We start from the raw sequence: 13,677 nt of genomic DNA on the forward strand, positions 1-13,677 counted from the left end.
AAGTGCGCGGCTTTACGGCCAAATTCATCCGTTTCCGTCCCCGAAACTGAATGACGAACCCAAAGATTGAATAGGAGAAGACCCATGGAAGTGAAGGCAGCTGTCGCCCGGATAGCGGGTGGTGACTTTACGCTAGAGCAGCTCACCCTGTCCGATATGCGCGCCGACGAAGTGCTGGTGCGGATCGTCGCGACGGGCCTGTGCCATACCGATATCGTCGTGCGCGATCAGTTGCTGCTGACGCCCCTGCCCGCTGTGCTGGGCCATGAAGGCGCGGGCATCGTCGAGGCGGTCGGCGCTGATGTCACCACGCTCGTGCCGGGTGATCGCGTCGTGATGGGCTTTGCCGCCTGCCGCCAATGCCCCCAATGTGTGGCCGGGCACCCAGCCTATTGCCGCGATTTTTCCGCGCTTAACTTTGGCGGCTGCCGGGCGGACGGCTCGACCTGCCTGCATGACGGCGTAGCGCCGGTCAGCAGTCACTTCTTCGGCCAATCCTCCTTCGCCAGCCACGCCATCGCAGCCGCCCATAATCTGGTGAAGGTACCGACCGAGGCACCGCTCGAACTGCTCGGCCCGCTGGGCTGCGGTATCATGACCGGGGCAGGCGCGGTGATGAAGGCGCTCAAACTTCAGGCTGGCGAGAGCATCCTGATCACTGGCGGCGGCCCCGTCGGTCTGAGCGCCGTCATGGCGGCGAAGGCTTCGGGGGCGCGGCAGATTATTGTCGCCGATCCACTGGGAACACGCCGCGCCATGGCGCTCGACCTGGGCGCGACCCATGTCATCGACGTGACCACGGACGACACCGCCGAACAGTTGCGCAAGCTGTTGCCCCAAGGCGTCGATTGCGTGTTGGACACGTCAGGCGCGGTCCCGGCGATCGACTCCGGCGTGGCCTCTCTTGCCCCTCTGGGGCGCCTTGCCATCGTTGGCGTGCCCAAGGCGCTGGATGCGGCGATCAGCCTCAACATCCTTACCCTCCTGTCGCTTGGCATCTCAATCTGCGGCGTGACCGAAGGCAATGCCGATCCACAGGCCTTCCTGCCCGAACTGATCGCGCTCAATGCGAAAGGAATGTTTCCGTTCGAGAAGCTGATAACGACCTATAGGCTGGAAGACATCAACCAGGCGATCGAGGACCAGCATAGCGGGCGCTGCGTCAAGGCTGTGCTCACGATGGCATGACCTTGACCGCCGGGCGATCCGTTTCCTTGCCGGCGCGGATCGCCTCGACATGGCGGAAGAAAGCGCGCTGACGCATCAAGCCGAAGAAATCCAGCATGAGCGGGAGCGCATGTTCGACCATGGTGGCTGCTTCCGCCACATCGATATGCCCGTCGACCCGTTCCATGAAGGTCGACGCTTCCCAGCGTCCGACGAAATCCGCCGCCTCAGTGTAAAAGCCCAGAATGTCAGGCGTATAATCCAGCCGCTGATCGAACCCGGCCTTGCGCATGTCGCCCCAGATGCGCACCAGTTGCGCGCAGGTGATGCTCAGCGCCTCGCCCTGATCCGTTTCGATGATATCCAATATGCCGATCTTCGCCAGCGTACGGGCATCCTCCGCCGCATGCGGATAGCGTTCCAGCAGCGAAGCGATCGTCACTGGTGGCCCATCGACGCCGACGCGGTGTGCGACCAGCTGCTCCAGCTGGTCGAACGCGCTGGCCTCGACCCGCCCTTCGGTGCCTTCGCCGCCGATGATCGCCTTGATCTGTGCCAGCGTCAGCCGGTTCTCACGCTGGAGCCGACGCACGGACAGGATCGCCTGGACATGCTCTTCACCATAGTCGGCAACCGTCTTGCGCGGCCGCTCTGGCTCCGGGATCAATCCTTCGCGTAGATAGACGCGGATCGTCTCCCGATGAACCCCCGTCCGATCCTCCAGTTCGCGCATCTTCATGATGGCGCTACAGCATGGCGCACCGGACAGGGCAAGCTGCTATGTTACGTATATACGCAAGGCCCGGTGGTTCAGGCCGCGACCTTGCCGCCATCCTCCGCTTCCTGCATCGCGCTGAGCAGTCGGCGTGCCTGGTTGACCGCGCCGTCGCTGGCGATGCCCACGAATGCCCGTTCCGGTTCGTCGTCGATCCGGCGCTGCTGCGCTTCGAGCGTTTCCTCATCCTCGGTGATGGTATCGAAAAACTGGTCGAACAGCACGTCCGGCACACCACTTTCCTTGGGCGCAGTGGTGCAGATGGTCCACAGATAATGGCTGGTCGTTTCCGTCTCCGGCGTGATGAAATGGTTGTTGGCCAGCATGAAGCCATTGTCGCGCTTGCCTTCATAGGCGCCCGTGCCAGCATCACAACCGCCAGCATTGACGCGGCAGGTCATGCCGATGCCCGGCTCGAACCGCACTTCCTGCCAGCGATCGACCCGGCCCTTGAAACCGCCAGCGTCGATATAGGATTTGGGTGGGATCGAATTGGGCATCTTGCGCAGCAACGTCACCTTGCGGCCGTCGAACTCGACCTTGGTATCGGCATTATAATGTTGCTCCGGGTTCCCGCCGATCGTGCGCGCATGGATATAGGGCACATGGGTCAGGTCCATGATATTGTCGATGATCAGCTGCCAATTGGCCTTCACCGGAAAATTATAGGGCCGCCACGTCCAGGCCGGATCATTATGTTCCGGGCTATCGACGATGATCGACGGATCGGCCAGCGCCGGTTCGCCCATCCATATCCAGATCAGATGATCCTTTTCCACCACCGGATAATGACGGACGTTGGCGGCGGCGGGGATACGCGCCTGGTTGGGAATGCGGGTACAGGTGCCTTTGCCGTCAAATTCCACGCCATGATAGCAGCAGCGGATGACGTCGCCATCGACATGGCCCGAAGAGAGCGGCATCGCGCGATGGCTGCACCGGTCCTCCAGCGCTGCGATCTCGCCGCTTTCGGTGCGGAACAGCACGACCGCCTTGTTCAGATATTTGCGCCCCAGCGTCTTGCCCGGTTCGATATCGGCGGCGAAAGCGGCCACATACCATGCGTTATAAATGAACATGCTGCTCTCCATTATCCGGCCGGGCCGTTCAGGGCTCCGGCGCTACCCTATTGTTGGTTGTGATTATGGATGGCCCACGCAGAACCGCCAATTGCAATCCAATAGCGCCATAAGAAAAGCGGGAAACAAAGACGGTAAAGCGGGATCACCGCAAATACAGCCCCCCATTCATGTCCAGCGTCGCGCCCACGAAAAACCCGCCCCGGTCCGACGCCAGCAGCGCGGTCGCCGCCGCGATCTCGCCCACGGCCATGAAGCGGCCGACCGGCACTTCGCCTTCGACCCGCGCAATCTGTTCGGCCGACAGCCGCGCCTTGGCGGTGTCGATCGGGCCGGGGGCGATGGCGTTTACGGTCACGCCGGTTCCGGCCAGATAGCGCGCGAAATATTTGGTCAGCATGATCGCCCCGGCTTTCGACGCGGCATAATGGGGGGAGGCCACCGTCCCGCCATTCTGCCCGGCGAGCGAGGTGATATTGACGATCCGCCCATAGCCATTCTCGCGCATATGGTCGGAGAATATCTGGCAGCTCAGGAACACGCTGCGCATGTTTATCTGAACGATCGCGTCAAACTCTTCCGGGGCGATATCCTGCGTCGGCGTGCGCTTGGCGAAGCCTGCATTGTTGACCACGATGTCGACCTTGCCCCACAGGTCCGCCATCTGATCGCGCGCAGCGATGAAATGCGCCTTCTCCCGCACGTCCAGCGTCAAGGCGATCGCCGTCTCGCCCGACGGATCGAGCGAGGCCGCCACCGCCTGCGCGACATCGATATCGACATCACTCACAGCCACGCGCCCGCCCCCGGTATGGATTTCGCGCGCCACCGCCTCGCCCACACCACGGCCACCGCCCGTCACCAGTGCGGTGCGGCCTGCAAAGGAAAAACTGCCATTGGCTGGCAGCGTGAAGTGATCGCTCATGATATCGTCCTACAATAAAATGGCGGGGAGGGCCGCGGCCTCCCCGCCCATGCCGTTGGTCAGCGGCGGATCGACAGCGTCAGGCCATAGGTGCGCGGCGTGTTGGTGAAGATCTTCCAATAGGTGGTGCCGTTGCCGGGTACCGCCAGGAAGGCGGTGATGTCGTCCGCATTCACGATCTGATAATTGTTGGTCAGGTTCTTGCCCCACAGGCCGATCTGGAAACGGCCATCGGCGGTTTCATAATTCAGACGCGCATTGAGTGTCCGGCCCCGCGTGTCGCGATGCAGATTGTCATATAGCCGCAGCGTATTGGCGTCGTCGGTCGAAATACGGGTAGAGAAGTTGAAATCCGCCTGCGGCGTCAGTGTCGCGCCATTGCCCAGTCGCCCGGTATAGGCCGCGCCGACGGTGAAGCTGTCGCGCGGTGCGAACTTGGCCGGATTGCCCGAATAATCGAGGTTCACCAGCGGATCGCGCAGATCGGTATAGGTGCCGACCAAATGCGTATAATTGGCGGTCAGGCGTAGATCCTCGACTGGGCGGATAACGGATTCGACCTCCATCCCCTTCATCTTGAGCGTGCCATTATAGGTATGGGCAATGCCGCCCGCGCCGGAGAAATTCTGGAGATTCTTGGTCGTCTGGTGGAACAGCGCGACATTCAGGTCCAATTTGTTGTCGAACAGGCGGGATTTCGCGCCGATTTCATAATTTTCGGCATTTTCCGGCTCCAGCGGAATGGTCGGGTCGCGATAGGCATTGTCAACGAAGCCGCCAGATTTGAAGCCTTTGGCGTAGGTCGCATACATGTTGATCTGTTGGGTCGGCTCGAACTTGATCGTGAAGCGCGGCGTGAAGGCGTCCCAGGTACGGCCGCCCGATGCGCGCACTTCGCCGGGGAAACCGAAACCGGGGATGGCCCCTGCATCCGTCGTCGAAAAGGCACGATAATCGACCTTCTTGCGATCCGACGTGTAGCGACCGCCCGCGACCACGGCCAGATTGTCGGTGATTTCGAACGTCGCCTCGCCGAACACGGCTAGGCTGCGGACATTGCCGTCCTGGACGCGCGTGATGTTGGTGACGTCGGGATTGCGGCGGATGCTGCCGGGCACGGCCGATCCGGGCAGCGGACTGTAGAAGAAGATGTTGGTGGTCGAAACATCCGCCGACAGGAAATAGGCACCCACGACATAGGAGAAGCGGCCCGGTGCCGATGCGAAGCGCACTTCCTGCGTGAAGCTGCGGTTCTTGACCACTTGGCGGCGGTCGAACACCGGCACGACCGTCCCCACCGGCACGTCGTCGTTGATCGCGCGGCTGTCGTTCATGCGATAGCCGGTGATCGACGTCAGCGTGCCGCCGAGCAGGTCGAGGTCGCCGCGCAGATAGCCGCCGCGCAGCCGCTGGCGATAGGGCGACGATACGAAGTCGTTATTGGTCCATTCGTCATCGGTATAGGCACCGAACGTATCGGGTATGACCTGATTGCCGCCAATGCCGAGCTGGATCGCCCCGCCATTGCCTTTGGTATAGCTATAGTCGCCCGACAGGACGACCTGCAGCGTATCGGTCGGCTGGAACAGCAGCTTGCCGCGCGCCGAATAGCTGTCATATTTGCCGTAACGTCCCGACTGGTTGGGCGTGTCGATCAGGCCATCGCTATGTTCAGTGCTGAACGCGAAGCGGCCGGCAATCTTGTCATCGACCAGCGCGCCGTTCAGCATCCCTTCGCTCCGCACGAAGCCGCCATTGCCGCCACTGATCTGGGCGAAATAATCATCATTGAACTCAGGATTGTTGGTGACCACCGCAATCGCGCCGCCCACCACATTGCGCCCGAACAATGTCCCTGCGGGCCGCGCAACACTTCGACGCGGTTGGTGTCGTAGAAATTGGCGTTCAGGTCGTTGTTGAACACATAATAGACGTCGTCCATGAAAAAGGCGACCGGCGTGTCCAGCGTGGCGGTACGGAATGTCGACACATTGCCACGGATCGCGACGATCGACAGCGACTTGTCGGCGGTGTTGATGGTTATGCCCGGCATCTGCTGCGTCAGCGCGGCGGGGCTGTAGACCTGCGCCTCGCGCAGCAATTCGCCGCCGAACGCCGCAATGGAAAAGGGCACTTCGCGCACCGTCGATTCGCGCCGCTCGGCGGTGACGACGATGTCTTCGGGGAAGATCGCCTGCTGGGGCGCGGCGTCCTGCGGCACTGGCTGATCGGCCTGCGCCAAGGCCGAAACGCTCGTCATGGCGGCGATGATCGCGCCCATGGCGCAGGATGTTTTGAGGCTGAAAGGCATTCCCGGACTCTCCCTTGACAACACGGCTTGATGCCGTCTGCCAACCGTGAAGCAGCAAAAACAAAAGAGGCGCAATAGCATCGTCCCGGTTAATGAATGGTCCGACCACATTCCGATTGGGGCGGGGCGTGGAGTGGCTCTAGTCAGGGATCAGGGAATGGTGCTGGCTTCGATTCACGCCGCGCCGATAACGAAAAGCAAGGAAGAGGCTGAAAAACTCATGCAGTCCACAGATAGCGCCGACATGACCAGGGTAGGACCGGGCACGGTCATGGGCACGATGATGCGCCAATATTGGCTGCCCGCCTGCCTGTCGTCCGAAGTTGCCGCCGATGGCGATCCGCTGCGCCTGATGATCCTGTGCGAAAAGCTGATCGCCTTCCGCGACAGCTCAGGTCGCGTAGGCATCATGGACCATCGCTGCCCACATCGCTGCGCATCGCTGTTCATCGGCCGCAACGAGGAAAACGGCATACGCTGCGTCTATCATGGCTGGAAGTTCGACGTCGATGGCAAGTGCGTCGACATGCCGTCCGTCCCAGCGCGCATGGACTTCAAGGACAAGGTCCATGCCAAGGCCTATAAGACGCACGAAGCCAACGGCCTGATCTGGGTCTATATGGGCGAAAACCAGTCCGCCCCGCCACCCCTGCCGGAAATCGAAGCGACGATGCACCCCGACGCCGAAATCTGGTGCCTGCAGCGCGACTGCAACTGGCTTCAGGCGCTGGAGGGTGACATCGACACCAGCCATGTCGGCTTCCTGCATGTCGGCTCGATCGAGGCGGACGATCTGGATGAGGATCATCCGATGCGCCCGACCGTCCTCAACCGCGCGCCCGACTATGAAGTGGCGCAGGCCGACTGGGGCGTCATGTATGGCGGCTATCGCCCGAACGATGATGGCCAGATGAGCTGGCGCGTCGCCCACTATATGTTCCCCTTCTGGACGCAGACGCCCAACAATCGGTTCGCCACGCGCGCCATTGCCCGCGCCTGGGTGCCGATGGACGACGAACATTCGATGCTGTTCGACATCACCTGTGGCGTGGATGCGGGCAACCCGGCCTATACGTCGACGCTCAAGGACGGCACGCCCTTGTTCGCACCGCTCGAATATGCGCCGACGACCACCGACTGGTTTGGCCGCTGGCGCTCGCCCGATAGCGAGAAGAATGACTGGGCGATCGACCGTGAATCCCAGCGCAACGGCACCCAGTTCACCGGCATCCCCAACATCACGATGCAGGATCAGGCGGTGACCGAAAGCATGGGGCCGATCACCGACCACAGCTTTGAAAATCTGGCCCCCACCGACCAGATGATCGCCCGCGTGCGCCGCCGCGTGCTGCTGGCCGCCCGCGCGCTCGCCAACAAGGGCACGCTGCCACCGGGGATCGAAGACCCCAGCATCTTCTATCGCGCGCGCGCAGGCTCCTTCCTGCACGACCCCAGCGACACGCTCGCCAACGCCTATGAATCGGCACTGGCCAAGGCGGTACGCTGGCCCGACAAGGTCGAAGCGGCTGAGTGACACATATATAAGGGCCGGGGCGATCCATGCCCCGGTACCTCAGACAAGGATGATAGAGGTGACGACACGCATTGCGGTTTGTCCGGTTCGCCGATCCATGGCGCCCCGGCCCTGCCAAGAGACGCATCGCACCGGACGGAGAGGGTGATGCGCGCACGATTGAAGAATATCCGCTGGGAAGCCGAAGGCATCAACAGCTACATCCTCGAACCGGTCGATGGCGGGCTGATGCCGCCCTTCGATCCCGGCGCACATATCGACGTGCAGCTTTCCCCCGGACTGGCGCGCAGCTATTCGTTGGTCAATGATCCCGCCATTCGCGGCTATTATGAAATCGCCGTCCATCATGCGATCGACGGTCGCGGCGGATCGCGCCACATCCATGAAAAATGGCAGGTCGGCCAGATCCTCGACATCTCGGAACCGAAAAACAATTTTCCGATGGTGGAGGATGCCAGCCACACCGTGATGATCGGTGGCGGGATCGGCATTACGCCGATGTTGCCCATGATCGCGCGGCTGGAAAAACTTGGGCGTAGCTGGGAACTCCATTATGTCGCCGCCTCGCCGCAGCGCGCCGCTTATGTCGATCGCCTGTCTGATTATGACCGGGTGGAAATCGCCTATGACGGCATTCCCGGCGGCCGCCGCCTCGACCTCAAAGCCATCTGCGCCGCTGCGCCTGCCGACGCGCATCTCTATTGCTGCGGCCCCGGCGGGATGCTTGATGCTTTCGTGGCGATCAATTGCGACCGGCCCAAGGGCCATGCCCATATCGAATATTTCTCGGCCGAAACCCAAATGGCGACCGAGGGCGGCTACACATTGGAACTGGCCAGGAGCGGTAAGACCATCGCGGTGGAAGAAGGCGAAACGATGCTTGACGCGCTGCTCAGCGCCGGTGTCAATGTCGGCTTTGCTTGTTCGGAAGGAATTTGCGGAACCTGCGAGGTCAAGGTGCTGGACGGCATTCCCGACCATCGCGACCATTTCCTGTCGGATGACGACAAAGCCGCCAACAGGTCGATCATGGTCTGCTGTTCGGGGTCGAAAAGTGCCAACCTCGTCCTCGACATCTGATTGCGATATTCCGGTTTTTCAATGTCACGCCGACAAATGAATGAAGCGGCCGCAAACGGCCCAGGCTCAAGGAGACGATCTTGGCGGTCGCCACGATAGAAGGCAGCAGCAGCAGTCCGGCGGGATCAGGGGGCATGTTGGATGACATACCCATGTCGTCCTACCAGATCTGGTCCGTGCTGATGATCGCCGCGACCGTCATTCTCGACGGCCTCGACAATCAGATGCTTGGCCTCGCCGCCCCCTCGCTGCTCCAGGAATGGGGCATCGACCGGACGGCATTGGGGTCCGTGTTCGCGCTGGGCTTTGTCGGCATGGCCATCGGCACGCTGACGTCGGGCTGGGTCGGCGATCGCTTCGGACGGCGCGGCGCGCTCATCATCGGCGTCGCCATCTTCGGCGTTGCGACCCTCCTCACCGGCTTTTCCACGACATTGTGGCAAGTCGCTGCGCTCAAGACGCTGGCGGGCGTGGGCCTTGGCGGCGTCCCCGGTACCGCCAGCGCCATGATCGCCGAATTCACCCCCGTCCGCTGGCGCAGCGTCGCCGTGACCTTCGGCGTGGTGTGCGTGTCGATCGGCGGGATATTGGGCGGTGTCGCGGCCGCGCTGATCCTGCCGGGCCTTGGCTGGCGCTGGCTCTTCTATATCGGCGGCAGCGTGACGATGATCTTCGTCGCGTGGCTCTGGTTCATCCTGCCCGAATCCCCCCGCTATCTGGCGGAACGGCCCGATCGCGCCGCTGAACTGGACCGTATATTGCGCCGCATCGGCCACCCTGATCCCGCCTCTGTCGCCCACATCCCCCTCGCCGCCGGGGAAGCGCCCCGCTACGAACCGATGCGCAACCTGTTCGGCACGGCCCTGCTGCGCGACACGCTGGCGCTGTCGGTCGCGATGTTCTCCGGCATGTTCATGATCTACCTCATGTTCAACTGGGCGCCGACCATGCTTACCAGCGCGGGCTTTGGCCTGCAGACCGCTAGTCTTGGCCTTACCAGCTTCAACATTGGCGGCACCATCGGCGCGATGATCGCGTCGCTGGCCATCATCCGCTTCGGATCGCGCCCGGTGCTGATCCTGATGGCGATCGTCGGGACGGCCGTCTGCGCCACCCTCGCCCTCCTCCCCATCAGTGGCGCGCGCAACGAAGGCGCTGTCCTCGCTTGCCTCGGCGCGCTCGGCCTCTTCGCCAGCGCCGCGCAATCGGCCATGTTCGCGGTCGGTGCGCACGCTTTCCCGACCGGACTGCGCGCGCGGGGCCTGGGTCTGATGGGTGCGGCTGGCCGCATCGGCGCGATCGTCAGCGCGGTGGCGGGCGCCGTCCTGATCGATTGGGGCAATCTCGGCTTTTTCGGCGCGCTCGCGGTCTTGATGCTGGTCAACGCCTTGGGCTTCATCGCCGTACGGGGCCATGTGCCCGCGCTCGGCCGCAAGGACGCAATTCTATGAGCGACAGCTTCGACTATATCGTGATCGGCTCCGGCTCGGCGGGCAGCCTGATGGCCAATCGCCTGTCGGCCGACCCGGCCAACCGCGTCGCCCTGATCGAAGCGGGGCCATCCGACAAAAAATGGCCGGTCAACCTCAAGACCGCGATGCCGGTCGGCAATATCTTCCTGCTGCCGCACGAAAAATATAACTGGAAACAGGCGCTGACCGGCAACGCCGCCGTCAACAACCGCACGATCAACTTTCCGCGCGGCAAGCTGTTCGGAGGATGCAGCGCCATCAACGGTGGCGTCTATATTCGTGGGCAACGGGCGGACTATGACGGCTGGTCCGATGCGGGCAATGATGGCTGGGCCTATGACGATGTCCTGCCCGCGTTCAAGGCGGTTGAAAATTACGCCGGTCCCGATACGCCTTGGCACGGCAAGGGCGGCGAACTGGACGTGCAGAAACCCAAAAGCTGGAATCCGGTGAGCGCCGCTATCGTCGATGCGGCGGAACAGGCGGGGCATCGCCGCAATGATGATTTCGCCAGCGATCGCCAGGACGGATTTGGCCGCTACGACCTTAACCAGCGCGACGGCACCCGCCTGTCGAGCGCCCGCGCCTTCCTCCATCCCGCGCTGGATCGCGCTAACCTGACCGTCATGGCGGACACCATGGTCCGCCGCATCCTGTTCGACCGGGGTCGCGCGGTGGGGCTGGAAATAGGGACGGACGGGGGGCGCAGCACCATCGCGGCGCGGCGAGAGATCATCCTGTGTGCGGGCGCGACCAATTCCCCGCACCTGCTGATGCTGTCGGGCATCGGGCCGCAGGATCATCTGCGCGAGATGGGCATCGACCTTGTCCACCATTTGCCCGGCGTCGGCGCGCATTTGCAGGACCATCCCACCGTCCATGTCGCGATGGAAAACCCGTCGGCGGAATCCTATGCCGTGTCGGCCAAGGTCTTGCCCCGCATCCTGGCCAGCCCATTCAAATATCTGCTGAAGCGCGAAGGCATGCTGGCCTCCAATGTCGCGGAGGCGGGCGGCTTCCTTTGCACCGACGGAACGGGTCGCCCCGACATCCAGATCACCTTCCTCGCCGGGCTGAAGCTGGACGCCCGCTCCGTCCCCCGCCGCCACGGCTATATGGGCCTCATTCAGCTACTGCGCCCCAAAAGCGCGGGGTCAGTCCGACTGGCCAGCAACCGACCGGAAGACAAGCCAGTCATCGATCCCAATTTCTTTGCCGATCCCTATGACATGCAAACGCTGATCGCCGGCTTCCGCGCCTGCCGCCATATCTTCGCGCAGCCCGCGCTCGCCGCCATGACCGGCGCGGAAATCGAACCGGGCACGCAGCATCAAAGCGACGCCGAGATCGATGGCGCCCTGCGCAAGATCGTCAACACTGCCTATCACCCCACCGGCACCTGCAAGATGGGGCCGGACAGCGACCCGATGGCCGTCGTGGACAATCGCCTGCGCGTGCGCGGCGTATCCGGCCTGCGCGTCGTCGATGCGTCGGTCATGCCGGATATCATCAGCGGCAACACCTCCGCCCCCACCATGATGATCGCCCAGCGCGCATTTCAGTTCATCCTGCAAGACGCCGTCACATCCAACATCGCCGCCCGAAAGAATCCTTCATGACCCAGCTCATCATCCCCCCGCGCCCCGCCCTCCTCGACACCCCGCATCAGGACATGCTGATCGGCGGCCAGCGCGTCCCCGCTTTGTCGGGGCAGCGGTTCGAGACCCGCAATCCCGCCGCCGGCGATCTGCTCGCCACCGTGGCGCAGGGCGGCGCGGAGGATGTCGACCGCGCGGTCAAATCGGCCCGCGCTGCGTTCGAGGGGCCATGGCGGCGGATGAAGCCGGTGGAGCGACAGCGCATCATGCTGCGCCTTGCCGATCTGGTGGAGCAGCATTTCGAGGAACTGGCGATGCTCGACACGCTGGACCTTGGCGCACCCTATAGCCGCACGATCATGGGCAAGGCGCGCGCCGGTGCGCTGCTGCGCTATTATGCGGGGCAAGCGACGCTGATCGCGGGCGACACGATCGACAACAGCGCCATGGGCGACGTCCTCTCCCACACGCTCAAGGAACCCATCGGCGTGGTCGCAGCGATCAACCCGTGGAACGGCCCGATCGGCATGTCGGTGTGGAAGGCGGGGCCGGTGCTGGCCACCGGCTGCACCCTCGTCATGAAGCCCGCCGAACAGACGCCCCTCTCCGCGCTGCGCTTTGGCGAATTGTGCCTGGAAGCGGGCGTGCCGGACGGCGTCATCAACATCGTCACGGGCCTTGGCGATGCAGGCGCGGCGCTCTCCAGCCACCCGGACGTCGACAAGATCGCCTTCACCGGCTCCACCGGCGTCGGCGAAAAAATCCTGCACGCCGCCGCCGGGACGATGAAGCGTGTAACGGTGGAACTGGGTGGCAAGTCGCCCAACATCGTCTTTGCCGACGCTGATCTCGACAAGGCAGTCCCCGCCGCCGCCATGGCCGTGTTCGCCAATGCCGGGCAGATTTGCAGCGCGGGCACGCGCCTGTTCGTGCAACGCACAATCCACGACGAATTTATGGAGCGCCTCGCCGCCTTCACGAAGACGATCAAGGTCGGCGACCCGCTGGACCCGACCACCCAGATGGGTCCGGTCGTTTCCCTGCCCCAGATGGACAAGATCCTCGGCTTCATCGAAGGCGCGAATACAGAAGGCGCCCGCCCGCTGACCGGCGGCAATCGCATGAGCGGCGCTGGCTATGATGCGGGTTATTTCATCGAACCCACCATCTTCACCCATGTCGCTGACGACATGACGATCGCGCGGGAAGAGATTTTCGGTCCGGTCCTCTCCGCCTTCACTTTCGACACGATCGAGGAGGTTCTAACCCGCGCCAACGCCACCGAATTTGGCCTGGGAAGCGGCGTATGGACCCGCGACCTGGCCACAGCGCACCGCATGGCGCGCGGCATCCGCGCCGGGTCCGTCTGGGTCAATTGCTACCAGATGCTCGACCCCGCCGTCCCCTTCGGCGGCTATCGCATGAGCGGCTTCGGCCGCGAGTCCGGCGCGCACCATATCGAGGATTATCTGGAGACGAAGGCGGTCTGGATCAACCTGGACTGAGGCGCGCATCGTGCAGCAGAACAACAGCAATGGCGTGCATCTGGAGGAGGAGATGATCCTCCAGATGCAAAGGCTGGTGGCTGGCCGCACCGACGAAGCGCTTAACGCCCGCTTCGGCATCAGCTACAATACATGGCGCAAATTGCTCGCCGGACAGCCGATCCGCCCTTCGCTTGCTGATCGTCTGAAGGGCCGCATCGCCGCGCTTGAGGCCAGCAATCCGCGATAGCC

Annotated in this window: 12 protein-coding genes; 7 read left to right on the forward strand and 5 right to left on the reverse strand. The window is 63.0% G+C overall.

What is annotated here, in order from left to right; all coding sequences use genetic code 11:
• Nucleotides 1-84: 84 nt before the first annotated feature.
• A complete protein-coding gene (locus BF95_RS01100) occupies nucleotides 85-1,188 on the forward strand; it encodes an NAD(P)-dependent alcohol dehydrogenase (RefSeq protein ID WP_043148717.1) in 1,104 nt (367 codons plus the stop codon).
• Here BF95_RS01100 and BF95_RS01105 read toward each other — a convergent pair.
• From BF95_RS01105 to BF95_RS28130, 5 genes are all read right to left on the reverse strand, one after another.
• A complete protein-coding gene (locus BF95_RS01105; protein WP_043148719.1) occupies nucleotides 1,175-1,906 on the reverse strand; it encodes a MerR family transcriptional regulator in 732 nt (243 codons plus the stop codon). The two genes, BF95_RS01100 and BF95_RS01105, sit on opposite strands and share 14 nt — an antisense overlap.
• 71 nt (nucleotides 1,907-1,977) lie before the next feature.
• Nucleotides 1,978-3,021, reverse strand: coding sequence for an aromatic ring-hydroxylating dioxygenase subunit alpha (locus tag BF95_RS01110; RefSeq protein WP_043148825.1), 1,044 nt, complete (start codon nucleotides 3,019-3,021; stop codon nucleotides 1,978-1,980).
• A gap of 145 nt (nucleotides 3,022-3,166) precedes the next feature.
• On the reverse strand, nucleotides 3,167-3,946 hold the full coding sequence (locus BF95_RS01115; protein WP_051519799.1) for an SDR family NAD(P)-dependent oxidoreductase: 780 nt from the start codon (nucleotides 3,944-3,946) through the stop codon (nucleotides 3,167-3,169).
• Between the two features lie 59 nt (nucleotides 3,947-4,005).
• Nucleotides 4,006-5,778, reverse strand: coding sequence for a TonB-dependent receptor (locus tag BF95_RS01120; protein ID WP_200866858.1), 1,773 nt, complete (start codon nucleotides 5,776-5,778; stop codon nucleotides 4,006-4,008).
• Nucleotides 5,670-6,257, reverse strand: coding sequence for a TonB-dependent receptor plug domain-containing protein (locus BF95_RS28130; RefSeq protein ID WP_200866859.1), 588 nt, complete (start codon nucleotides 6,255-6,257; stop codon nucleotides 5,670-5,672). The genes BF95_RS01120 and BF95_RS28130 overlap by 109 nt, the downstream gene beginning before the upstream one ends.
• Nucleotides 6,258-6,477: 220 nt before the next feature.
• Between BF95_RS28130 and BF95_RS01125 the strand changes: the two genes are divergently transcribed.
• The 6 genes from BF95_RS01125 (at nucleotide 6,478) to BF95_RS28050 (ending at nucleotide 13,675) form a co-directional block, all read left to right on the forward strand.
• On the forward strand, nucleotides 6,478-7,791 hold the full coding sequence (locus BF95_RS01125; RefSeq protein ID WP_037479160.1) for a Rieske 2Fe-2S domain-containing protein: 1,314 nt from the start codon (nucleotides 6,478-6,480) through the stop codon (nucleotides 7,789-7,791).
• Between the two features lie 147 nt (nucleotides 7,792-7,938).
• Nucleotides 7,939-8,871, forward strand: a complete 933-nt coding sequence (locus BF95_RS01130) for a PDR/VanB family oxidoreductase (protein WP_043148720.1) — start codon at nucleotides 7,939-7,941, stop codon at nucleotides 8,869-8,871.
• A gap of 80 nt (nucleotides 8,872-8,951) precedes the next feature.
• On the forward strand, nucleotides 8,952-10,322 hold the full coding sequence (locus tag BF95_RS01135; RefSeq protein ID WP_043148721.1) for an MFS transporter: 1,371 nt from the start codon (nucleotides 8,952-8,954) through the stop codon (nucleotides 10,320-10,322).
• Entirely contained in the window at nucleotides 10,319-11,962 is a 1,644-nt protein-coding gene (locus tag BF95_RS01140; protein WP_043148722.1) for a GMC family oxidoreductase, read from the forward strand. Before BF95_RS01135 ends, BF95_RS01140 begins: the two co-directional genes overlap by 4 nt.
• Nucleotides 11,959-13,446 (forward strand): aldehyde dehydrogenase family protein, encoded by a 1,488-nt coding sequence (locus tag BF95_RS01145; protein ID WP_051519801.1) that lies wholly within the window; start codon nucleotides 11,959-11,961, stop codon nucleotides 13,444-13,446. The genes BF95_RS01140 and BF95_RS01145 overlap by 4 nt, the downstream gene beginning before the upstream one ends.
• Nucleotides 13,447-13,456: 10 nt before the next feature.
• Nucleotides 13,457-13,675, forward strand: a complete 219-nt coding sequence (locus BF95_RS28050; RefSeq protein WP_043148723.1) for a hypothetical protein — start codon at nucleotides 13,457-13,459, stop codon at nucleotides 13,673-13,675.
• Nucleotides 13,676-13,677: the final 2 nt, after the last annotated feature.

The organism is Sphingobium sp. Ant17 (genome assembly GCF_000588875.1).
In the GTDB taxonomy this organism is placed as follows: Bacteria; Pseudomonadota; Alphaproteobacteria; order Sphingomonadales; family Sphingomonadaceae; genus Sphingobium.

Coding starts and splice junctions, on each gene's coding strand:
- BF95_RS01100 (WP_043148717.1), top strand. CDS start 85: ATGGAAGTGAAGGCAGCTGTCGCCCGGATAGCGGGTGGTGACTTTACG.
- BF95_RS01105 (WP_043148719.1), bottom strand. CDS start 1,906: ATGAAGATGCGCGAACTGGAGGATCGGACGGGGGTTCATCGGGAGACG.
- BF95_RS01110 (WP_043148825.1), bottom strand. CDS start 3,021: ATGTTCATTTATAACGCATGGTATGTGGCCGCTTTCGCCGCCGATATC.
- BF95_RS01115 (WP_051519799.1), bottom strand. CDS start 3,946: ATGAGCGATCACTTCACGCTGCCAGCCAATGGCAGTTTTTCCTTTGCA.
- BF95_RS28130 (WP_200866859.1), bottom strand. CDS start 6,257: ATGCCTTTCAGCCTCAAAACATCCTGCGCCATGGGCGCGATCATCGCC.
- BF95_RS01125 (WP_037479160.1), top strand. CDS start 6,478: ATGCAGTCCACAGATAGCGCCGACATGACCAGGGTAGGACCGGGCACG.
- BF95_RS01130 (WP_043148720.1), top strand. CDS start 7,939: ATGCGCGCACGATTGAAGAATATCCGCTGGGAAGCCGAAGGCATCAAC.
- BF95_RS01140 (WP_043148722.1), top strand. CDS start 10,319: ATGAGCGACAGCTTCGACTATATCGTGATCGGCTCCGGCTCGGCGGGC.
- BF95_RS01145 (WP_051519801.1), top strand. CDS start 11,959: ATGACCCAGCTCATCATCCCCCCGCGCCCCGCCCTCCTCGACACCCCG.